The 19,236-nt window shown below is 61.6% G+C and carries 35 protein-coding genes and 1 tRNA gene; 3 read left to right on the top strand and 33 right to left on the bottom strand.

Annotated features, from left to right (window positions below; translation table 11 throughout):
* Positions 1 to 11: 11 nt before the first annotated feature.
* The 12 genes from LU684_RS09640 to LU684_RS09585 all read right to left on the bottom strand — a co-directional run bounded on the left by LU684_RS09640 (position 12) and on the right by LU684_RS09585 (position 9,137).
* On the bottom strand, positions 12 to 434 hold the full coding sequence (locus LU684_RS09640) for a phage tail terminator-like protein (protein WP_232894540.1): 423 nt from the start codon (positions 432 to 434) through the stop codon (positions 12 to 14).
* Complete coding sequence (locus LU684_RS09635) at positions 431 to 1,105, bottom strand: hypothetical protein (protein WP_232894539.1); 675 nt, start codon at positions 1,103 to 1,105, stop codon at positions 431 to 433. Before LU684_RS09635 ends, LU684_RS09640 begins: the two co-directional genes overlap by 4 nt.
* 3 nt (positions 1,106 to 1,108) lie before the next feature.
* Positions 1,109 to 1,501: a hypothetical protein gene (locus LU684_RS09630; RefSeq protein WP_232894538.1), complete on the bottom strand. Its 393-nt coding sequence runs from the start codon at positions 1,499 to 1,501 to the stop codon at positions 1,109 to 1,111.
* A 2-nt stretch (positions 1,502 to 1,503) separates the two neighbouring features.
* Entirely contained in the window at positions 1,504 to 1,881 is a 378-nt protein-coding gene (locus LU684_RS09625; RefSeq protein WP_232894536.1) for a hypothetical protein, read from the bottom strand.
* A gap of 3 nt (positions 1,882 to 1,884) precedes the next feature.
* Positions 1,885 to 2,265, bottom strand: a complete 381-nt coding sequence (locus LU684_RS09620) for a HeH/LEM domain-containing protein (RefSeq protein ID WP_232894533.1) — start codon at positions 2,263 to 2,265, stop codon at positions 1,885 to 1,887.
* 40 nt (positions 2,266 to 2,305) lie between these two features.
* On the bottom strand, positions 2,306 to 3,346 hold the full coding sequence (locus LU684_RS09615) for a phage coat protein (RefSeq protein ID WP_232894531.1): 1,041 nt from the start codon (positions 3,344 to 3,346) through the stop codon (positions 2,306 to 2,308).
* Between the two features lie 6 nt (positions 3,347 to 3,352).
* Complete coding sequence (locus LU684_RS09610) at positions 3,353 to 4,129, bottom strand: hypothetical protein (protein WP_232894530.1); 777 nt, start codon at positions 4,127 to 4,129, stop codon at positions 3,353 to 3,355.
* 113 nt (positions 4,130 to 4,242) lie between these two features.
* A complete protein-coding gene (locus tag LU684_RS09605) occupies positions 4,243 to 5,337 on the bottom strand; it encodes a minor capsid protein (protein WP_232894529.1) in 1,095 nt (364 codons plus the stop codon).
* Positions 5,264 to 6,718, bottom strand: coding sequence for a DUF4055 domain-containing protein (locus LU684_RS09600; RefSeq protein WP_232894527.1), 1,455 nt, complete (start codon positions 6,716 to 6,718; stop codon positions 5,264 to 5,266). The genes LU684_RS09605 and LU684_RS09600 overlap by 74 nt, the downstream gene beginning before the upstream one ends.
* Complete coding sequence (locus LU684_RS09595; RefSeq protein ID WP_232894526.1) at positions 6,718 to 8,046, bottom strand: terminase large subunit; 1,329 nt, start codon at positions 8,044 to 8,046, stop codon at positions 6,718 to 6,720. The genes LU684_RS09600 and LU684_RS09595 overlap by 1 nt, the downstream gene beginning before the upstream one ends.
* On the bottom strand, positions 8,021 to 8,497 hold the full coding sequence (locus LU684_RS09590; RefSeq protein ID WP_232894524.1) for a DUF2280 domain-containing protein: 477 nt from the start codon (positions 8,495 to 8,497) through the stop codon (positions 8,021 to 8,023). Before LU684_RS09590 ends, LU684_RS09595 begins: the two co-directional genes overlap by 26 nt.
* A gap of 31 nt (positions 8,498 to 8,528) precedes the next feature.
* Complete coding sequence (locus LU684_RS09585; protein ID WP_232894522.1) at positions 8,529 to 9,137, bottom strand: putative metallopeptidase; 609 nt, start codon at positions 9,135 to 9,137, stop codon at positions 8,529 to 8,531.
* Between the two features lie 87 nt (positions 9,138 to 9,224).
* Between LU684_RS09585 and LU684_RS09580 the strand changes: the two genes are divergently transcribed.
* Complete coding sequence (locus LU684_RS09580) at positions 9,225 to 9,467, top strand: helix-hairpin-helix domain-containing protein (RefSeq protein WP_104881555.1); 243 nt, start codon at positions 9,225 to 9,227, stop codon at positions 9,465 to 9,467.
* 7 nt (positions 9,468 to 9,474) lie between these two features.
* Here LU684_RS09580 and LU684_RS09575 read toward each other — a convergent pair whose 3' ends face one another.
* Both LU684_RS09575 and LU684_RS09570 read right to left on the bottom strand, forming a co-directional pair.
* A complete protein-coding gene (locus LU684_RS09575; protein WP_232894520.1) occupies positions 9,475 to 9,666 on the bottom strand; it encodes a hypothetical protein in 192 nt (63 codons plus the stop codon).
* A 22-nt stretch (positions 9,667 to 9,688) separates the two neighbouring features.
* A complete protein-coding gene (locus tag LU684_RS09570) occupies positions 9,689 to 9,919 on the bottom strand; it encodes an Acb2/Tad1 domain-containing protein (protein ID WP_015269843.1) in 231 nt (76 codons plus the stop codon).
* Positions 9,920 to 9,965: 46 nt separating this feature from the next.
* Between LU684_RS09570 and LU684_RS09565 the strand changes: the two genes are divergently transcribed.
* The gene (locus LU684_RS09565; RefSeq protein WP_143516634.1) at positions 9,966 to 10,169 is read left to right on the top strand and encodes a hypothetical protein; all 204 of its coding nucleotides are present in this window, start codon (positions 9,966 to 9,968) and stop codon (positions 10,167 to 10,169) included.
* Positions 10,170 to 10,231: 62 nt separating this feature from the next.
* On the opposite strand, the gene LU684_RS09560 is transcribed toward LU684_RS09565, so the two are convergent.
* The 19 genes from LU684_RS09560 to LU684_RS09470 form a co-directional block, all read right to left on the bottom strand.
* Entirely contained in the window at positions 10,232 to 10,495 is a 264-nt protein-coding gene (locus LU684_RS09560; RefSeq protein WP_232555090.1) for a hypothetical protein, read from the bottom strand.
* A 1-nt stretch (position 10,496) separates the two neighbouring features.
* A complete protein-coding gene (locus LU684_RS09555; protein WP_054882101.1) occupies positions 10,497 to 10,820 on the bottom strand; it encodes a hypothetical protein in 324 nt (107 codons plus the stop codon).
* A gap of 81 nt (positions 10,821 to 10,901) precedes the next feature.
* Positions 10,902 to 10,971: transfer RNA gene (locus LU684_RS09550), tRNA-OTHER, on the bottom strand.
* Positions 10,972 to 11,309: 338 nt separating this feature from the next.
* Positions 11,310 to 12,008: a hypothetical protein gene (locus LU684_RS09545; RefSeq protein ID WP_232894519.1), complete on the bottom strand. Its 699-nt coding sequence runs from the start codon at positions 12,006 to 12,008 to the stop codon at positions 11,310 to 11,312.
* Complete coding sequence (locus LU684_RS09540) at positions 12,005 to 12,151, bottom strand: hypothetical protein (RefSeq protein ID WP_232555092.1); 147 nt, start codon at positions 12,149 to 12,151, stop codon at positions 12,005 to 12,007. The genes LU684_RS09545 and LU684_RS09540 overlap by 4 nt, the downstream gene beginning before the upstream one ends.
* A complete protein-coding gene (locus LU684_RS09535; RefSeq protein ID WP_232894517.1) occupies positions 12,148 to 12,753 on the bottom strand; it encodes a recombination protein NinG in 606 nt (201 codons plus the stop codon). The genes LU684_RS09540 and LU684_RS09535 overlap by 4 nt, the downstream gene beginning before the upstream one ends.
* Positions 12,753 to 13,001, bottom strand: a complete 249-nt coding sequence (locus LU684_RS09530) for a hypothetical protein (RefSeq protein WP_039615284.1) — start codon at positions 12,999 to 13,001, stop codon at positions 12,753 to 12,755. The genes LU684_RS09535 and LU684_RS09530 overlap by 1 nt, the downstream gene beginning before the upstream one ends.
* Positions 12,998 to 13,468, bottom strand: coding sequence for a hypothetical protein (locus LU684_RS09525; RefSeq protein WP_232894515.1), 471 nt, complete (start codon positions 13,466 to 13,468; stop codon positions 12,998 to 13,000). Before LU684_RS09525 ends, LU684_RS09530 begins: the two co-directional genes overlap by 4 nt.
* Complete coding sequence (locus LU684_RS09520; protein WP_061550565.1) at positions 13,465 to 13,938, bottom strand: hypothetical protein; 474 nt, start codon at positions 13,936 to 13,938, stop codon at positions 13,465 to 13,467. Before LU684_RS09520 ends, LU684_RS09525 begins: the two co-directional genes overlap by 4 nt.
* Positions 13,935 to 14,201 carry a hypothetical protein gene (locus LU684_RS09515; RefSeq protein ID WP_232894514.1) on the bottom strand — a complete coding sequence of 89 codons (267 nt, stop codon included), beginning with the start codon at positions 14,199 to 14,201 and terminating at the stop codon, positions 13,935 to 13,937. The genes LU684_RS09520 and LU684_RS09515 overlap by 4 nt, the downstream gene beginning before the upstream one ends.
* Positions 14,201 to 14,491 (bottom strand): hypothetical protein, encoded by a 291-nt coding sequence (locus LU684_RS09510; RefSeq protein WP_232894513.1) that lies wholly within the window; start codon positions 14,489 to 14,491, stop codon positions 14,201 to 14,203. Before LU684_RS09510 ends, LU684_RS09515 begins: the two co-directional genes overlap by 1 nt.
* Entirely contained in the window at positions 14,491 to 15,297 is an 807-nt protein-coding gene (locus LU684_RS09505) for a hypothetical protein (protein WP_232894512.1), read from the bottom strand. The genes LU684_RS09510 and LU684_RS09505 overlap by 1 nt, the downstream gene beginning before the upstream one ends.
* On the bottom strand, positions 15,284 to 16,267 hold the full coding sequence (locus LU684_RS09500; RefSeq protein WP_232894510.1) for a phage replication protein: 984 nt from the start codon (positions 16,265 to 16,267) through the stop codon (positions 15,284 to 15,286). Before LU684_RS09500 ends, LU684_RS09505 begins: the two co-directional genes overlap by 14 nt.
* 1 nt (position 16,268) lies before the next feature.
* Complete coding sequence (locus LU684_RS09495) at positions 16,269 to 16,526, bottom strand: hypothetical protein (RefSeq protein ID WP_167469044.1); 258 nt, start codon at positions 16,524 to 16,526, stop codon at positions 16,269 to 16,271.
* Positions 16,523 to 16,816 carry a hypothetical protein gene (locus LU684_RS09490; RefSeq protein ID WP_232894507.1) on the bottom strand — a complete coding sequence of 98 codons (294 nt, stop codon included), beginning with the start codon at positions 16,814 to 16,816 and terminating at the stop codon, positions 16,523 to 16,525. The genes LU684_RS09495 and LU684_RS09490 overlap by 4 nt, the downstream gene beginning before the upstream one ends.
* Positions 16,813 to 17,670, bottom strand: coding sequence for a BRO-N domain-containing protein (locus LU684_RS09485; protein ID WP_012273060.1), 858 nt, complete (start codon positions 17,668 to 17,670; stop codon positions 16,813 to 16,815). Before LU684_RS09485 ends, LU684_RS09490 begins: the two co-directional genes overlap by 4 nt.
* Before the next feature lie 127 nt (positions 17,671 to 17,797).
* Entirely contained in the window at positions 17,798 to 17,986 is a 189-nt protein-coding gene (locus tag LU684_RS09480) for a hypothetical protein (protein WP_232894506.1), read from the bottom strand.
* 18 nt (positions 17,987 to 18,004) lie between these two features.
* Entirely contained in the window at positions 18,005 to 18,196 is a 192-nt protein-coding gene (locus LU684_RS09475) for a hypothetical protein (RefSeq protein WP_012053015.1), read from the bottom strand.
* Between the two features lie 27 nt (positions 18,197 to 18,223).
* On the bottom strand, positions 18,224 to 18,448 hold the full coding sequence (locus tag LU684_RS09470; RefSeq protein ID WP_232894505.1) for a helix-turn-helix domain-containing protein: 225 nt from the start codon (positions 18,446 to 18,448) through the stop codon (positions 18,224 to 18,226).
* Between the two features lie 99 nt (positions 18,449 to 18,547).
* Here LU684_RS09470 and LU684_RS09465 point away from each other — a divergent pair, with 99 nt between their 5' ends.
* Entirely contained in the window at positions 18,548 to 19,231 is a 684-nt protein-coding gene (locus LU684_RS09465; RefSeq protein ID WP_232894503.1) for a LexA family protein, read from the top strand.
* Positions 19,232 to 19,236: the final 5 nt, after the last annotated feature.

Here is a 19,236-nt window from a genome sequence, read left to right as displayed (position 1 = left end):
TGATCTTTCCTTCAGGTGGTTGGCTGGTCCGCGACACCGCGGTAGGTGAAGCTGGCCGGGACCGTGTAGGTCGCCGACTCGGTGATAGTTGGGCCCTGCTCTACCGGTTCGGTGATCAGGCCTTCAAAGCCGCTGCGGCTGAGCCGGGAGTCGACGCGGAACAGGATGTTCAGCTCGTCGATGAGGGTCTCGGCGGTGGCCAGGGCCTGGCCCGCTGGGCATACGATACTGACCTGGTAGACCCCGGCGTACTCGTAGGCCTCGCCGCCCAGGTAGCGGCAGGTGGTTCCGGCCGGAAGGACGTAGGCACGAAGATAGGTTTCGTCAGGCTGAGGCTCGAAGCCTTCCTCGAAATTGGCGACCCGGATCGGGCGCGCCGCGGCCCAGGCCATCAGCTTGATTTCGATGGCCTGGCGGGCTCTTGCGTGGCTCATACCTGGTTGTTCCTGATGGCTTCGTCAACGATGCGTTGGAAATTGGCCAGGGTCACCCGGACCATTCCGTGCGGCGCCTGTGTGGAATGTCCATATTCCAATGGAACCGCGTAAATCAGGTTGTTCACGATGTAGGCTGTCTGGCCAATGGTCAGGGCCTGCACTTGGGCCAGCAGGTCAGCGATCGCCTCATTGCCCGACGGGTCGATGCGATCAAGCTCACCGGTGGCCGGCGTGTCGATCGAGAACTGCCAGTTCCCTCGGAAGCGACCGCCGACGTAGCCTTGCCCGGTCACCAGGCCGTTCACGTAGAAGTTCTGGTCCCGCTCGGTCTTCGTCAGCGGCTTGGCGTATCTCACGCCGCGCTTCAGGTTCCCCGCCTTGGTGAAGTTGCTTGGATCCTGGCGGACCGCTTCATTTCGCGCAGCGACCCGGGCGTCGTATCGATCGGCCTCTGCAGTTCGCGCCTGGCGATGAGCGACGTTGGCTGCCCAGATCTCAGGGTTGCCCACTGGAGACATGCGGATGACGCTGCTACCGATCTCGATCACGATCTCGCGGAAGGTGGCATCCAGCGCTTGCTGGGCCTGCTCGGCGAAGGCTCGAATGCTCTCGGCGAATCCACCCTCAAGCCCGCCGTACCGCTGCGTCATGTATGAGCCGCGCGGCATGGGTCACTTCCTCAGCTGGATGGTCCAGGTGGCCTGGGCCGGGTCTTCGGATACGTTGAGTGCTCGGTAACCGCTGACCTGGTCGCCGACCTTGGGCTCCGCAGGGGTTTCGCTAACCTGGCCGCCCTGCTCTTCGAACAACTCGTTCTGCAGCACCAGCAGCTTCACGTCCTCGGTCTGGATGCGTGATCCATCGATTTCCTTGGCCAGGTAGCTGCCGAACACTCCACGGCCGATGTAGCGAATCGTCGTGGCAGGCACTGTTCCGCCGATCTCCGGGTCGTACCCGCCCTTGATGGTGCGGCTGCCGAGAACCGGCTTCACCGCGTCTGCCAGACCGTCCGGATCATCAAAGGCTTCGGCCAGCTCGGCTTGTAGTTCCTCGCGCATGCCCATGATCAAACCCTCTTGAGCATCACGGTGCCAGACCGACGGGTCCAGGGCGCAATCAGATCCAAGGCGAAGTTCTCGCCAGTGGAACGCTCGACGGAGCCAGCAGCGTAGGTCTTGCTGACAGATGTGCCGGACTGGGCCGACACCGTCTTGCTCTGCACCTCGCGCTGCGTGTCCTTGTAGAGCTTGCCCTCAGCAGCCAGCTTGGCGACCTGGACGCCAGCGCTCTTGATTGCGTCAGGTACCACCTCGGGCACGACACGCTTGATCTTGGCCGTCAGCCAGGCATTGGCCATGGCCACGGCAAGGACCGCATCACCGGTGCCAGCCCAGCCTGACCCGAGCCTTTCGTTCACATCGGCAACAGTAATGAAGTCGGTCATGGCTTACTCCTGAGGGATCAGGGCTTGCAAGTCGGGCTTCTTCGCGCTGGCGTCGAAGTTGATGCCCTTGGCAGTGAGCCACTCCTTCAGCTCCGGCACGTTCATCTTGTGCGGGTCGGTTTCGGTGCTGCTTCCGCCTTCCCGCTGGGCGGCGATGGCTGCATCGATCTCTTCTTGAGAGCTTTGAGAGGCGTAACCTTCCGGTGGGTAGTCCGCAGCCTTGTAGCCGGCTTCCACGAACTCGCCAACGGTCGGGCCGTCTTGGCGCGGCCCATCACCCCCGCCACCATTGCCAGATCCTGCGGTCGATTGCGCCTGCTTGCGCAGACGGTTGATCTGGGCGAGCGTGAGCTGCTCACCTGGTTTGATGTCGTCTTTACTCATGGTCGTCTCCATGGAAACGAGGGCCGGAGCCCTCATCGGCTCAGGCGCCTTTGATCTTCAGGAAGGCAATCGGCACGTTCTTGCGATCGACCACACGATTCCAGTTGGCTGCCTTGCGCAGATCAGCCAGCAGTGGCGAGAACTCGTCCACGCTGGTATCGGCACCGGTACGGCCGCGCAGGTTCGCGCGGTTGGTGATGTCGTCACCGGTGAACTGGTAGCCGAACGGGTGCAGGATCCAGGTCTTGCGCTCCCACAGCGTTTCCACGCCGCCACCGTTGCCCGCGCGCGCCTGGCGCTCGATCTCTTCCGGCACCTCTGGGCTGCCCTCGCCGTAGCCAAAGGCGCCCGCGCCAAACAGCACAGCGGTCGTGGTGATGGTTGCGGGGTCACCTGCGCTGGTGGCTGGCATGGAATCGTCCACGATGACGCGCTGACCCATGAACGTGGGGATCGTTAGGTTGCCCTGGCTGTCTGGCACGAAGTCGATGTCATCGGCGTCGATCATCTGCTTGTACGCCAGCGAGTGCACAGCGATGGCCGACAGTTGACCAAAGGCGTCACCCAGCGTGAACACGGCCGAGGTGAACGCCTGGCGCGACCAAAGACCGGCAGCGCCGTCGTAGACCATATCGCCATCGTCGTTCGCTTCGTTGGCAGCCAGCAGGCCGACGGCAGAGGCGATGATGCGGCGCTGCCATTGGCGCTGCCAGTAGGTGCCAAAGCGGTTGCGGATACGCTGCATCGGGTCAGAGCCCGCCAGTTCCACCACCAGATCAGCCGCCGAATAGCCCTGGTTCAGGTAGCTGATCCGCGCCTTCTGCAGGCCAGAGCCCAGCTTGTTTGGCGCAGCCATGTCGGCGGGATCGTCGTTCGAGGCATTCGGCTCGACAGACGCATCCAGGTCGCGCCAGAACGGAACCTGGATCTCCTGTCCGCCTGTGTTCGCCTTCTGGTCCAGCATCGGGTTGCGAACCACAACGCCGGACTCGAAGAAGGCGGTCTTTTCTGGAGTGTTCTCCGCCTGGTAGTCGGCGTAGACCTCGGGGATTACAGCATCAGAAAGGCGAGTAGTCGCCATAGGGTGTTACTCCTGTTTGGTGGCATCGCGCAGCTGGCGATATTTCGCCGGGTCTGCCCTGAACAAGGCAGTGCGCTCGGCTTCGGTCATGTCGGAAAACTTCTGCGTGGCCTTGCCACCGTTGTCGCCGGTCGGTCCGGCACCCTGGGCCCTTGGCCACAGGTGAGTAGCGGTTTCGCGCAGCGATTCCGCCCATTCGAGGGGAGACAGCGGGGTCTTGCCGTCCTTGCCGTAGATGACTTCGCCATCCCGGTTGGTAGCGATTGCCTCGCCGTCCTCACTGAGTTTGAAGGTGCCCCGGGCGCGCAGGATGATGTCCTCAGCGGCCTCGGGTAGCGCACCAGCCTTGATGGCGGCAGCGCGAATGGAGTCAGCCAGCACCTTGTCGCTGTACTTGGCAGCGAAGGCTTCGGCCTTGTCGGCACGCTCGTTGGCGGCCTTGACCTGCTTGTCGAGGTCGGTGCGCAGGCGCTCGGTCCGGCGGGTGATGACCTCGTCCAGCTTGCCCTCGGCGATCAGCTTGGTCTCTTCATCCTGACCCACCTTGGTCAGCAGGCCTTTCACGGCCTCGATGTCCAGGCCATCGAACTGGCCTTTCAGCTTGTCCAGCTCGGTCTTGATGGTCTTGTTGGAGCCCAGCAGCTCGGTGTTCTTGGACTTGAGGCCGGAGACCTCCTTGTCCACGTATTCCTGCACCTTGCCGCCCAACGCCTCCTTGAGGGCTGCGGCTTGGGTTTCGTCGAGGGTGAGGCCGAGGGCGGCCGGGTCGAAGTCAAAAGGCATGTGGCTATCCCCTTGGGATTGGTTGGCCCGCCTGGCGGGCAAGAAAAAGCCCCGCGATAGCGAGGCCTGGAATGCGCGCCACAAAATGGTGGCCCGGAGTTTTGTGGCGCGGATCAGTTGATCCCTGCCCGCTCGAACGCCAGCGGTTCCAGCTCCTTGAGCTGGTCCAGCGATAGCGGCTTGAAGTTCTTGTCCATCTGCAGTGCAGCGAAGCGCTCGGCTGTCAGGCCGCCATTGCGGAACAGCTTGGCGCGCACCGGGCCGAGCGCGGCGTCTTGGAAGGCCGCTGGCTGCGTTTGGAGCCACTGGTAGTAGCTGAGACCTGCCGAGACCTGCGCGCCGCCGGCAGCGCCCACCGAGGCCCGCGTGGCGCCATCGGCGAACAGACCCGACAGCTTTGTCACCGGCACTGTGGTTGACCTGCAGTTCACGTGTGCCGGCGGCAGCGGGCCCTTCCCTACCTCGAACACCCGACCGTCCAGGCTCTTGCACAGGGCACTGGTCTTGCGATCGAGCGTCGACACCCAGCGATAGCCCGGGATCAGGTCGGCATTCGCCTTCAGCGTCTCCATGCGCGCCATGGTGGCCACATGCTGGACTGCGGTTTGAATGACTGACCGAGCGTTGCGGTTGCTGACCGCCAGCACGCCGTCAGTGAAATTCTGCGCCGCGGTACCGCGTATGACCTGAGTGATCTCAGCGTTGGTCTGGCCCTGCACGACGCCGAGCCGGATGGCGTTCGTCACCCGAGTCGCCTCGGTGCGCGTCCAGCCCTTGAGGAACGTCTTCAGCAGCGTGCCGCCGTCGATGCCGGACACCTGCAGCGGCTGCGTATTGATCGCCGCCCGGATCAGGGAGTCGCTCGGCATGATCGCGTCGATCAACAGCGCCTTGGCCAGGCTCCGACCCTCGAAGGCTGCCTCGTACTGCGCGATGTCGACCAGGTCGGCCTGCATGCGGTCATTGAAGGCCTTGTAGATGTCCAACAGCTTGCCGCCGACCCTGGCCAGGAACTCCTCGAGTCGGCTGCGGCTGTAGGTGGTCAGCTCCTTGCGGGTGAGCTGGTCCCGGACATGCGTGTCGACCTTGCGAAGGACGGTCTCGAACTTCTTGACCTCGCCGGCCTTGAGCCGCTCAAGCAGTACCGAGTGGCGGGTCACCTGCTCCAGCAGCTTGTCGTCCGCCGTCTGCTCCGGTTTCGTCGCCATCGTCGTTGTCCAGGTTGATGCCGGCCGACTCGCGCTCGTCGCTGATCAGCTCGGCCTCTTCATCGTAAGGGCGCTCCGGCAGCTTGCCGGTGGTGAGGTACTGCCAGTAGGTCTCGGCGCTGATAGTGCCGGCCATGACGCTCTTCTGCAGTTCGGCCAGCACCTGGGCGTTGACCTCAGGGATGACGAACTCTGGCTTGACCTTGAAGACCACGTCGTCAGGGTTGTAGCCGGTCCACTCGGCGGCATAGCGCAGAGCCTGCTCGATGCCGGCCGCCGCGGTGATGACGATACTGTGCAGCGTGGCGTGCTGGTCGTTCTGCCGGGTCTTGCGCGCCTCGCCAGACTCGGTACCGGCCACGTCCATGACCTTGGCGCCAGCCTCCAGGGCAGCGTTCTTCTGGTCCTCCATGGCGGTGCGGACCGCCTCGATGCCGGCGCCCTGGAACTCCAGGTAGCCGCATGAGCCGCTCGGCCCGAGGTCCCAGGCAGCGGACGGGCCGGTGACACTCAGCTCCACGCTTTCATCCAGTCCGGACACCCAAGGCTGCGGATGGCTGGTCTGGTGCAGTGCGGTGAAGTAGTCGGCGCTGAGCTGGTACGACTTGAGGGCCGCCCGCGCCATGGTCAGCAGCGGGATCTCGTCCACATCCGGAGAGTTGTCGGTCGATCCGCAGTAGATCACCGGGATGTACTCCAGGCCCCGCACCAGCTGGTTGTCCGTGCCGACTGTACCCAGCGGTCGTGCCTCCTCGATGAGCTCGCCCCCTTCGTTGCGCACCGCCGTGTAGCAGACCTCGCCGTCCATGTAGAACTCGCGGAAGACCGTCTCGCACTCATGGCTGTAGCGGTCCTCGGCGTCCTTCTTCCGGAACTCGCGGAACACGGCCAGCACCAGGTCCTGGCGGCCGCCTTGATCAGCAGTGTCCCAGTTGATGGCATTGCGCACTGCGTAGGTGGCGAAGTACGGCTGACCGGAGTCGTCGACGTTCACCACCAGCGGCACGCGCCCGTGGGAAATGGCCTGGCGTACGACCCGCATGAACAGCTGGGTCAGGCCAAAGCCGTCGGCCGTGGCGTACTCTTCGAGCTCCTTCATGCCGCTGGGCAGCTTCACCTCAGGGATGAGCCGGGAGACCAGGCCCATCATCGAGCGCAGCGAATCGCGCACCCAGTGCTCGTATTGGGCGCGGTCGGTGTAGTTGGTGTAGAGGTAGGCGTTCCCGGCGCCGTCCAGTTTCTCAGCCTCGACCATGCCGCTGGGCTTGGGCAGATTGCGCTGGTTGCGCTTGATCGCGCTCTCGCCCTCCAGGGCGTCATCCATCATCCGCCACTCTTCGATATGAGCGTCGTAGTCTGGGTTGGTGGATTGAACAGGCATTACGCCAAACCTCCGATGCGGCGGGTGCCGGCGGACTGAGTCTTGATCGGGAACCGCTTGGCGATGAAGTAGCCTGCGGCGTCGTTCATGTGGTCGTGCCCCTTCTTGGGGTCCTTGTCCGGCTCACCCTTGTCGGTGTAGGTCTGCCGCTCCAGGCATTGGGTGAGCTGCGGGCATTGGTCGATGTTGACCTTCAGGCGCCGCTCCCCGTAGGTGTTGAGGAACATCGAGTTCACCGCGTTGATGCGATCCTTCACGCCGGGGTTCTGCGAGTCGACCACCACGGTGAAGCCGGCCTTCTTGAGCAGGGACAGGTCCGATTCGCTGGCGTTCTTGCTGCTGGTGTTTTGGCCGCTGGCGTCGGGGTACACAGAAACGCTGTGGCCAGAGAAGCGAACCTTGATCTTCTCGATCATCTCTGGTGTATCGCGAACCGAATGGAACTCGTCCAGCGCCAGCGGCAAGCCGTCGCGAACCACGTACACGACCGCGGCCATCTTCATGACGTTGAAGTCCATGCCGATGTGCACGGCCTCGCCCGGTTTGACGCGCTCACTGGTGCGGCACTCGGCTCGGTCGAAGGTGTAGTAGACCACCCCGGCGTAATTCTCGAACCCAGCCTCGTATTCTTGGCGGAACGTGCGCGGGTCCATCTTGCGGCGCGCGGCGTCCAGCTCTTCGGCTGGGACGTTACCGCCCTGCAGCGAGGTGTACTGCCAGCTCTTGTGGTCTGGCTCTCCGCCCAGCTGCCCATCGCGATAAGTGTCGTAGCAGTGGTTGAAGCCCTTCGGGGTGCCGATCCGAAGCGCATGGCCGCCCTTCCTCGACTCCCCGGTCTGGGGAATCGTGTACTGGCAGGTCGAAAGCATGGGCCTGAGCACTTCTTCCCAAGCAGCCCACGGGCAGTCCGCCCATTCGTCCACCAGGACAAAGAACAGGCCAGAGCCACGCAGATTGTCGTAGTTGTCCAGGCCAACCACACGCATGATGTGGCCGGACTTGAGGGTGATCGAGCACTCGGTCTCGTTCGGCCGATTGGCGCGCCATGCTTCGGGGATGGCTTGCTTCAGCCGGCGCCAGAAGACCCGCTTGGCCTGCTTGAACGTCGGCGCGCCATACCAGATCTCGTCCTCGACGCTCACGCCCCATTCGGCAGCCAGCCGGGCCGCGCGACGCATCTCAGCCTTACCGAGAAAGGTCTTGCCGAATCGCCGCCCACACACCGCATCACGAAAGCGCGCCTCAGGCTGGAAGCCCCAGACGTAGATATTCGCCTGCTTCGGCGTCAGCTTCACCGGCGGGTCATAGGTACGGGGTAGTCGGGACACCTTCGTCTGGCTCCAGCTTGTACTCAGCAACCGCGTGCGGCTGATCCGCCTGGGAGCCCAGGGGCTTGTCGGGTTCGATCTTGCGGTTGACGTACATGTCGCCGCATTCCTTGGCTGCCTGCTCGTACAGCTGGGCAGTCAGCGCTAGGTTGCGCATGTTCTCGGCCTTCTCGGCCATTCGCCCGAGGCCGCGCAGACGGAACGCTCGGTTGGCAATGGGGATCTCAGCGGTCTCCTCACGGAAGCGCTTGCGGGTGTCCTCGAACAGGACCCGCCACTTGGCTGCCAGGTTCGCCCCAGCACGTTTGGTTGGGTCGTGCTGCTCCACCTGCTGACGAGTGACATCGATGTCGAATTCTTGCTTGACGGCTTGCGAGACCTGAGTAGGCGTATCGAAGCACGCCAAAGCCTGAACGATGAAGGCTTTCACATCGTTTTTCAGGGCTGCCATAGATTGGATTCCGTCTCATGCCTGTCTCACATCAGGCCAACTTGAGCAGACAGGTTCCGCAGGCCCTCGAAATGTTGATCTTGGCCACCTCAGGCGGCCGGCTTGCAGCGTCAATCAGCTGCTGTACGTCGTCGCTGGCACCGTAGCGCCTCACCACGCCGACGAACTCCTCGACGTCATGTCCGCGCAGGTAGAGCTTGGGCATCCCGTCCTGGGTGAACTTGGGCGCGCCATGCTCATCGGTCGCCTGGGCGATGTGGTACAGCTCGTGCTCGACTAGGGCGCAGAACTCAGCATCGGTGCACTGGGAGCAGTAGTCAGCTGCCAGGGTGATGAGGTAGGACGGCTCCTCGCCGAACCACTGCCGCATCTGCTGCTCTTGCCGGGCTTTCTGCCAGCCGCCAGCACGGAACATCAACTGCTCGGCCTGGCCTAGTACCACCCGCCCCTGCTTGCCGAATCCGCTTGATGCCCACAGCACGCCGATGTTGGCGTCGATCAGGTGGGCGTGGTCTGGGTTATGGATGCTGCCAGTTTCGGAAATTATCTCGCTCTGCACCCAATCCCACATACTCGTAGCCGGGCGCAGTGTGAGCCACAGCGATTCGAGCAGGTCTGCCGGTGGAAGTGGTCTAGCCAAAGTGCCTGGCCTCCAGCCGCTTATGGCATCGACTACCAACATGAGGCAATCTTACAGAGCACCATTGATCAGATAGGGATTTCACTGATGCCATTTCCACCGAAGGAACGTGCTGCACTATTGGAACTCAAGGGCGTAGGCCCAACGGTGATCGTCAGACTTGAGCAGATGGGGATCGACTCGTTGGCCGAACTGGGCAGAGCCGATGTTACCGACATCTTGGCGCGAGCATCTGCCGCATTGGGATCGACATGCTGGAGAAATAGCCCTCAAGCAAGAGCAGCTATTACTGCTGCCGTCGATTTTGCGAAAGGTGCGCTTAGCCAATAGCGCATCCTCACGTAACCACCATCCTGTGCGTCTCGGCATGAGCATGTCCGTGCAGGATGGACACGATCATGCCCTGGGGCAGGCCGGCGTCCTTAGCTTCAGCGATCGCCTTCACTACAGCTGCGTCGAGCGCATTGGTGGCGACCGTTACGTCGGCCGGGAGCGGCAAGACGTGCCGCAGGCGTGTCACGTTGCTCATATAGGCCTCCTTACGGGGATGGTCAAGCAAATGGATCAGCGGGCTTGGCGATCGAGCGAACGAACCACATGAAACCCTGCTGCAGGTTGGTCTTGGCCAGGGCCAAGGTGCGCTGATCCACGCCTTCGATCTGCCCGATCTGCTTAAACAGTTCGCCAGCGTCGGCCTCCAGGGCCTTGATCGAGTTCATGCCGTCGATCTCGCTCTGGGTGAGGTCGCGGTAGCCGGTGATCTTCTTGTGCTGGTTGTCCATGGATGATTCTCTATGCTGTTTGCAAGGCCTAATGGAGAAGGACGCTATGGAAGGAAAAAAGGATCTCGCCAAAAAGCATCTAGAGCTGATCGACCAACTCAAGCGGCTTTCTAGCATGCTGCACGATCACCCAGGCAGCACCGATCCACTGCTGGTCATGCGGCTTGATTATCGAATACACCAACTAGAACAAGCTGTCGTACAGGAGAAAGGCTGGCGATCTCCATTTTCGACAGGGGTTAAAAGATAGGCGCCTGATCTGTCAGTCAGCATCGCGCCACGAAACGGCGCATGCCGAATTTGTGGCGCGGCTTATGTGAAGACGTGGCCGCGACGGGCCCAGGCATAGGCCACCACCCCAGCGTGAAGCATCACGCCGAACGGGTTAACCCAGTGACCCTGCAGAGCGGTGACGAATGCACCGAATCCGCCAATGGCCACCAGGTAGAAGGCGATGCTCAGCAGCGGCTGGTCAGCCGGGCGAACCTTGCGCAGGTAGTCACACGCTGCAGCCACCACCAGAACGCACAGGAACACGTCCAGGGCGGTCAGCGCTGAAACCAGGATGTTGTTCATATCAGGCACCTCGCGCCGTGACGAACGACCCCATGGCAGCCTTGATCGCGGGGATGATGTTCATGGCGGTGAGGCCAAGCACGAACGCTACCCCGCACAGCAGGTCATCGGTGACCGCAAGCTCAAGCTTTGGGGCAAGCCAGGCGGTAACGGGCTGGGTCAGGTAGACCGAGAAGCCGAATCCGGTGGCGACCGCAGTGGCGGCCTGGAACCGGGTTAGGTCCTTCAGGAATCCCAGTGAGAGGATCGAGCCGATGAATGCAGCCATCACCACCCCGTACTTGCCCAGCACTACGCTCGCGGCGGCGCTTGTTGGTTCGGCCATAGGGGTGTCCTTGGAATAAAAGGCCCGGTTGATGCCCTATAGAGGGCCAGGGCAAACGTGCGGAGCAGCACATAACGAAATTGGAGCGGATACGGGGAATCGAACCCCGATCGCCAGCTTGGAGGGCTGTCTAGCGACCTGCGCTACCCGCTTTGCGTGGGTCTTTCCCCACCTGTCTGCCGAAGGCCATTCCAGCGCTGGCACCCTGATGCACCAGTCTCGCCGGTCAAGTCTCGCGCCATCCATCAGCACAGTGAGGGAATGGATGCGCGGGCTGCCGGTGTTTTTCCGTATCACCACACTACCGGCTAGCAGTGTCCAGGCTGTCCCGTGAGGGCCTGCCCTGGCTGCAGTTGCGTTTTGCGCGCACAAAAAAGCCCAGCTCAATGGCCGGGCTTTTGTGGTCACTCCTCAACACGCGCAGGAATGACAGGATGGATCAAATTTACGACATGGCGACATGATATTGCAAGCCCTTTTGAGGGCCTTTTACGCCGCCTCGCCGGAAAGCACCCCAACCGCCTCTAGCATGTGCTGTGCCTCCACCAGCGCTTCGTTGACCATCGACTCCAGGGAATCCTTGATGGCCTTGTTCCAGCGCTGGTAAGTGCGCTCGGTCAGACCCTGGGAATCCCAGTTGGTCATGTCGTAGTTCGATTCGGCGAGCACGATCATTTCGCCAGATCGCTGCTCAGCAACAGCTCTGGCGTGAGCATTGGCCCGTTCCACCGCCTGACGAGCCGCACGGTTACGCCACTCCAGCTTGCAACCATCCTTGCAGCCGCAGTCCTCGGCGCATTCCAGTGGCTTGACCGGTCTGGCCTGTGTCGCAACACGTTGCACGCCTTTCTTCTGCTCCGGCACAGCCCAAACCAGCACCGCCTGTTGGGTGAATAGCTTAGGTGCCGGAGTAGGCACCACGGAAACCAGGCGGCCGATTGAATCAATCTTGCGCCCACGGTGGGTGCTGTACTTGGCCACCAGTGCATTCCAGTGTCGCGGGCTGAGCTGGGCATGCAGCAGCTTGTGTACGATGCAGTCAGCCAGCAGAGCGGCGTCCTTGCCAGAGATCTCGCCCTTGAGCTTGCTGGTCTGAACCCGCGGTTCAACGTTGCACCCGCCCGCGCTGTTGATTGTCTCAGCCGCCAGAGCGCGAACCACTGCCGATACCACGTTCTGATAGTTCATTGCCCACCCCCTGCCCGCTTGGCCTTGCTCAAAATGAATTCTTCGTAGTTGCGCTTGCGGCGCACTGCGCCCGCCCAGGACAACGCCACACCACCCACCACCATGAGGGTGGCCAAAATCAGGAATCCCCATGCTGGTGTCATGCTGCAGCCCTCCTCAGGTCTTTTAGCTTCTGCCTGTACAGGGCCTTGATGGCCTGCAGGTCTTCGATGGTCAGGCGCTGGGGCTTATGAGGCCCTTCGAGCCAATCCACCTGGTCGGCGCCGATGCGCTTCACCAGACGGATGCGGTACTCGACCGCGTTACCCGACAGGTTCCGGTTGCACTTGACGCACTGGCGGTGGACGTTCAGTGGTTCGAATCGCAGCTCAGGACACGCGCCCACAGACCGGTAATGGCCGGCGTCCCAGCGACTGCCGGTGATGAGGTCGTGGTCGCTCGGGTTCGAGTCGCAGCTGATGCATGGCAGGCCGGCGTCACGCTCGCGGATGTAGGCGTTGAACGCGGTCTGCGCTTCGGCCATGTGCTCGCGGCGGGTCTTCAGCTTCTCCCGGCGCTCTTTGAGGTCTTCCCGGGCCTGCTTTGTGATGGCCTTGGCCGCCACCTTCTGCACCTTCGAATCCTTCGACATGGCCAACGCGCAGGCGATGCTGCACACCTTCTGAGTGGTCATGGTCGGTTTGAAGAGCTTTCCGCAACCTGGTGCCTTGCACTTCTTCGGCTTGATCTCCTTGATTGCAGTCATCAGCGATCCTCCCGTTTCTGCCGCTGGTAGAAGCTCGTGACTACCTCGGCCAGGAACCGGCAGCCCATCTCACTTAGCCCGCTGGCGAAGTCCGCTGCGGCACCGGCGCGCCCGGCGTACTCTTGATCCAGTCGCTGAGCCACTGCGGAACAGAAGGAGCCAATATCCTCGGCATCCATCTCTTTCACGACCTTCTCAGCCGAGAGGAACACAGTGGTTTGCGTTGTGATTCCAAGTCCGTCGCTCATGCCGCCTCCTCGCTGAGCAAGTCGCTGAACACCACACCCTGCGGCGCGAACTCGGCCACGATGCGGTCGGTGTACTGGCAGCCCTGAGCCCGGTCGAACAGCCGGGTCACCGGGAAGCCATCCGGCCCGAACATGGCGCACGGCCCCATCAGGCGAAGCTTCACGCTGTAGTCCAAGTGGATGAACGACTCAGCCCAACCGGTGCGAAATTCTGCGCATCCGGCCCGCATGATCGGCACGCCGAAGTGCAGCTTGCAGTACCGGCGCACGTCCTCGATGTCGCCCATCTCGGTACTCTTGGCGATGCGGTCGTACATGGCAAACCACAGAGCGTTCTGGTCCAGGGTGCGATCCTTTCCCGGGCGCATGCTGACCACGACGAACTTCTTGTCACGGAACATGCGCGTGAGCATGGTCACGGCCTCGGATAGCTTTGCCTGGCTGTTGACGCTGATTTTCTCGGTCATGCCGCCTCTCCCTTGCCCAGCTTGAATGCGTAACGCTCCAGCAGGTATGCGCGGTCAACAAATGCGTCAATGACGAAGCCGTTCAGCTTTACCTCACTGACTGCCCCCTCTCGAACAGCTGCCACGTAGTACTTGCAGCCAGGCCGCCCCATGGCCGGGTCATGCACAACCATCATTCCGTCGAGGCATTCGACGATGATCTGGTGCATGCCACCCTCCCAGTTCAGTGAAGGCACGCCGACCAAGTAAGCGCCATCGCGGTCAAACGCGGGCAAGTCAGCAGTGTCGAAGGACTCGAATGGAATCGCCTGCTGTTCCAGCGCCTCACGGGTGCTCATATCCCCGGCGAAGTAGCGCTCGTGCAGTTGGGCAACAACGACGCCGGCTGGCTCGGCCTTGATCATCGCCAAGCAGGTCGAGAAACAGGTGTTGTGCGTTGGCTGGGTCTGATGCGAGATCAAGTAGCTCATGGCGCCACCTTCAGGCCCTGGGCCTCGACCGCAGAACGCAGCGACTCACGCATGTCGCGCTCCATGCTGGCCGGGTAGTCGTCGAACTTTGGCAGCTCCACCACCACGGCCTCGCGGGAGGCCTGCCAGAACACCCAGGCTTCACCCGTGGCGCCCCAGTAGTAGGACTTGCCATCCGATGCCAGACGAAACTCATCATCCGACCAGTCCAAAACATCGCGGCCGAAGCTCTCGAATTGCTCGCGCATCTTGTTGGTGTCCATCAGTGCTTCTCCTCGATCACGGCCTGGTCGCCAATCAGCTCGAACTCGTCGGCGCGCATGTAGACGTTGAACTCAACTGGGCGGACGGTCAGATACCCGCTGTCATTTACGGACGCAGAGGCGATGGTCAGCGTCTTGCCCTTCTGCGACGGCTTGCTGGACCCGTAGCACTGGCCGTTGTAGTCGCTGAGCACCTTGATTTTCCGGCCTACCAGGGCGCGCACCCGGCGCTGGGTCTCCTGCGCGGCGGCGCGGGCTTCTTCCTCGAACTGCTTGATGGTGAGATTCATCACACCCCCTCCCCGGCCGGCTGCCCGGCGCGCTTGATGTTCAACTGAGCAATGGCGACGCGTGTCTGCCGCTTGCGTAGGTAGGTGTCGACCCGGCGGCGCTGGGATTCCTTGGCGCGCTCGCGGTCTTTCTTGGCTTTCGAGGCGGTCAGGATGCAGCGCACCTCCGCCAGCTTTTCGCGGACCTTGGGACTGACCTTGGCCCGCACTTCACCGGTGAGTAGGCCGGCAATGGCCTGACCGTCGTCGGTGATCGGCGCGATGCGCAGGTCGGCCAAGTACTTGGCGCCGGTCTCGTGGGTGATGAGCTGGGCGCGGACGGCGGATTCGATGGCCGTTACCCGGCGCCCGGCGTCGTAGCCCAGCGAAACCTCCCACTTGGCCGGCTGGTCTTCGGCCCGTGCGAAGCTGACCAAGCGCTCGTAGGCGCTCATGAACGCCATCCGGGCGCCGATCTTGTCGCCAGCCTCCAGAATCGGAGCGGATGCGATCATGGCCTGGCGGATTTCAGTGGTGAGCACAACGGTCTCGTGCTCGTCACTGGCCGCCAGGGCGATGGACCATGCCTCGTCCTTGCCTGGGCGGGTGTCTGCCGCGTGGATGTTCTTGAGGACCATGCCGAGCGAAAGGCGCCCAGCAGGCTCTCTACGGCACGCACGCAGTGCGCCGATGATGACGCCAGGCTCATACGCCGAAAGGTCCTCAGCGATGAGCTGAGCGCCTCCTGCGCTAATCGCCTGCCCCATCGCCTCGGCAGTTGCGCAGATTGCCACGGCCAGCTCGGCTTGTTGGTCAGAGGAAAGCATTGCGCTTACCTCCCTGCCCGTTGCGGATCGCGTCAGCCGCTTCCTGCGCCGCGTTTACGTTCGCCTGCGTCTGCTCCTGCTGGCGAGCAGTCGTGGCGTTCATCTGGCGATTGGTGACCCACTGGGTGTGGTAGGCCTCGGCCTTGGCCAGCAGGTCGCCCAGGTTGTGGCAGCCGTTGATCAGCTTGGCGTCGTTGATCCGCAGGTAGAACGCGGCGACATGGTGAGCAACTTCAATCCCGAGGCGGTCGATCAGCTGGCCCATCTGCCCGCCTGCCTTCGCATTCCAAACCGGCCAGGTGTGGTAGCGCTTGCGGTAGGCCATGGCGTAGTTGGCCCAGGCCTTGAAGGTTTTGCAGGACTGGTCCTTCGGTCCTGGCATGTCCGCCGGGATTTCGCAGCGCGGCTCTTCGCCCCCAACAGGGATCAGTGCAACCACTTTTCCGGCAGGCTGGTTCGGCTCGTCCGAACCTTCCTGCGAACACTGACTGGTACCCTGATTGGTATCCTGATTATTGGTATCCTGATTTGTCGGATTTTTTTCCGACCTTGCCTCGGATTTTTTTCCGACCATGCTCGGATTTTTTTCCGAGGTAGATCGGATTTTTTTCCGACCTTTGGTACCAGTAGGCGGGGTCGGATATTTTTCCGACCCATCCAGTTTCTGGTTCCACTCGGTGGCCTTCTCCGTCAGACGGAACAGCGTGATGCTGGACGTGCTGGAAAGCTCGATAAGTCCGACCTCTTCCAAGGCTTTCAGCATGCGATAGGCGGTATCAGGCTTGCCGGTGAGCAGCGGGAGCTCGTCGGTGATCTTGGCCTTGCTCAGGGCGAAGTAGATCCCGTCCGGCGTCTGCATAGGCTTGGCCCAGCTTGGGCAGCCGTAGACGAACGAGAACAGCAGGGCCTGCTGGGAGTTGAGCCCCCATTCCAGAGCTTTCACCTGGTTGATGGTGAGGGTGAACTGCATATCAAATACCCCTCTTGAGGACGGCGGTCAGCATCCGGTAGTAGCGCTTGAACCTCTCCGGTTGGTCGTCTTCAAGGCTCCAGCCCGGGTCGTGACACCAGCCGCAGGATTCGTCGCAGCTGTGGTTACGGCCTTCGTCGGGGAAGTGCTTCTTGATGATTGCCCGGGCTTCCTTGTTGATCGCGGCAGCCTTGGTCAGGAAGCGGCGGCCAGCAGTAGGCGCCAGGTATACGGTGGTTTGTTGGGGGATGATGCTCATGGCTCCTCCCGCTCGATCATGGAGCGCAGATCGCGGTCGAGGTCATGGACCGGCGTCCAGTCGTGGCCGATGTTCATGTGCACGGCCACGAACTCGTTGCTCGGCTGGTCTACCTTCTTTCTCAGCCAGGTGTAGAGGACGTGCGTCTCGGTCAGGACCTTCTTGTCGACTTCCAATTGCTCGCAATAACGACGGAATCGCTCGTTCTCAGCCGCCAACTGGTCTCGCTCCGCCTCAAGCCTGGCGATCGTTGCGTAAGCCATCTGTTCGCGCTGCGTGGGCTTTCTCATGCCGCACCCCGCACGGCCTTGTCGTGGGTGTGCAGGCCGTCCCAGTTCTTCTTCATAGGCAGTTCGCCGGCCAGGTACAGCTCGTACAGGCGCACGGCGCCCTTGCGCAGGAGGATCGGCGTATAGCTGATGAACGCCTCTTTCCCGTGCGGGGTGATCTCCTGCTGGTGCTCGGTCATGTACTTGTCGCGGGCATAGGCGGCCACGCGGTACCGGGTGCCGGACTTGCTCTCGTTATAGAGCCAGTTGCGGCGCTCGAGGAAGTGGCCAACCTGCATCACGTTGACCCCATTGAGGCCCTTGCAGAACTGGACGTGGCTCATGCCTTCCTTGAACAGGTTCTCGAGGTGGTCGATCTTCTTGGCCTGGGCCTCGACCTGGACGGTGAGCAGGACGCGGGCCTTCTCCGACTCCAGGGCCATCTGGAGGATCTCCAGCTTGCTGAGGTCGGCGGGCTGGGCGGGGGCGGTATAACCACCCGTTTTGCGAATGCTGGGCAACACTTCGCTCACCACCCATTCCTCAAAGCGTTCGGCTTGAGGCATCTTCGAGCGCATTACCAGCCGGTAGACGTCACGCTCGGGGATGATGTTTGCCGACGGGCCAAGGGTGAACGAATCGTTCACCCCCACCGGGCGCGGGCTTTTGCAGTGGTCGCGCACGGCTTTTTGTGGATTGGAGTAGCCGAGACCTTCAGCCACATCACGGGCAGAGAACCAAGGCTCACCATCAACGAGCACGACACGAACGTCGAACCCCTCGAAATTGAACAGGTTTACTGTGCGCGCCACGAAATCGTGGTTCGCATTTTGTGGCGCGAGGGCCACGGTATTGCTTTGGATGGTCTGGTGCATATATGATGACCTCACACAAGCGTTACGAATGCAGTTGAATCAGCCGACCTAGCCCGTCGGCTTTTTCGTATCTGCGGTTTGGGTTTTGCTGCGTTCAACGGCAGTTCCTCATGAGTCCCTCAGGGGCTTAATAGCCCTTGCGAAACGACCGAACGTTGCTTCGGCCAGGCTCTGTTCTCGTCATCCGGTTGAGAGCCTCATTGATGATTTGTGCCGCCAGTTGCTCAGGGGTTAAGCCCTTCTGCCTGGCGAGATACGCCAGATCTGAATTGCCCTTCCCGTCGAGCTGGATCTCCAGCTCTTTGCTTTCTGGCACAGGGCCTCCTCGGCCACTTCAGGCCACGTCAGTCTTCGCGTTAAGCTCTTGCATCATCTGGTCGAGACCGCGTTCCAGAATTTCCCTGGCGAGCACAGCTTTCTGAGTGCGCTTGAATCGAGCCATGGCCGACAGCAAGTCGTCGGCAGCCTCATCCAAGCGAACCTTGGTGGGCTTGTTGTGCAGGTGGTCGGGGTCGAAGTACGACACGGTTGGTTCCTTTGTGGTTGAAAGTGGTTAAGCAGCGGTTTTCTTTGCGCTAGCGCTGGGCTGGGAAGCTTCTTCCTGGGCTTCTTCCTCCAGGGCCTTGAAGACGTCCGGGCGGGCTACGCGCAGAAACATCATTCGGGCACGAGGAATGCCGTGCTTTTTCCAATCGCTCACCGACGGCGGGCGCACCTCGCACAGCTCGGCTACGCGAAATGTCCCGCCCAGAGCTTCGATAATTGCGCTGGGGTTCATGCCTGGTATCTCCGGCTGGAATCTTAGGTAGAGATATTAGGCATACCTTTTATTCAGGTCAATAGGAATACCTTAGATGCCTAGTGTTAGGCTCCCCTAATGAGCACACTCCAAGAACGATTGCGGCAAATCATGGCTGGGCCTCCGAAAATTTCGCAGGCCGCTTTAGCGCGGGCGTGCGGCATAAAAGCGCCGTCGGTGAATGACTGGATTTCAGGAAAGACAAAGACGATCGAAGGGCAAAACCTCCTCCTCGCCGCCGAGTTTCTGGGCGTCACGCCTAAATGGTTAGCTACTGGCAGGGGTCCGGTCCGCAAGGGGGTCGGACTAGACGAAGGCTCCAACGTGGAGGCAGCGCTCCAGCCAACCAGGTCATTCTCCTATCCAGAGATAAGCTGGGTTCAGGCAGGCTCCGCTAGGGAGGCGGTCGAGATGGGTAACATTGCTCTATGCCCTCAGCACACGTCTGACGTATGGGCTGGCGAGGATGCCTTCTGGTTGCGGGTGATTGGCGACTCAATGACATTGTCTTCGGGAAGCCCGTCGTTCCCTGAGGGCTTCCTGATTCTGATAGCTCCAGACATTGAGCCAAGGCCAGGACAGTTTGTCGTGGCCAGGATGACCAGCACCAACGAAGCGACTTTCAAACAGCTTGTTCGCGATGCCGGGGAGATATATCTGAAGCCACTGAACTCAGCCTACCCGACCAGAGCTGTTGACGACGCATGGGAGATCGTCGGCACCGTGGTTGACGGCAAGATGCCCAAGTCGATTTTCTTGTAGGAAAC

It is taken from the genome of Pseudomonas sp. NMI542_15 (assembly GCF_021283425.1).
Lineage (GTDB): Bacteria > Pseudomonadota > Gammaproteobacteria > Pseudomonadales > Pseudomonadaceae > Aquipseudomonas > Aquipseudomonas fortuita.
The sequence above is the reverse complement of the archived record's forward strand: the minus strand, read 5'-3'. Positions and strand labels throughout refer to the sequence as shown.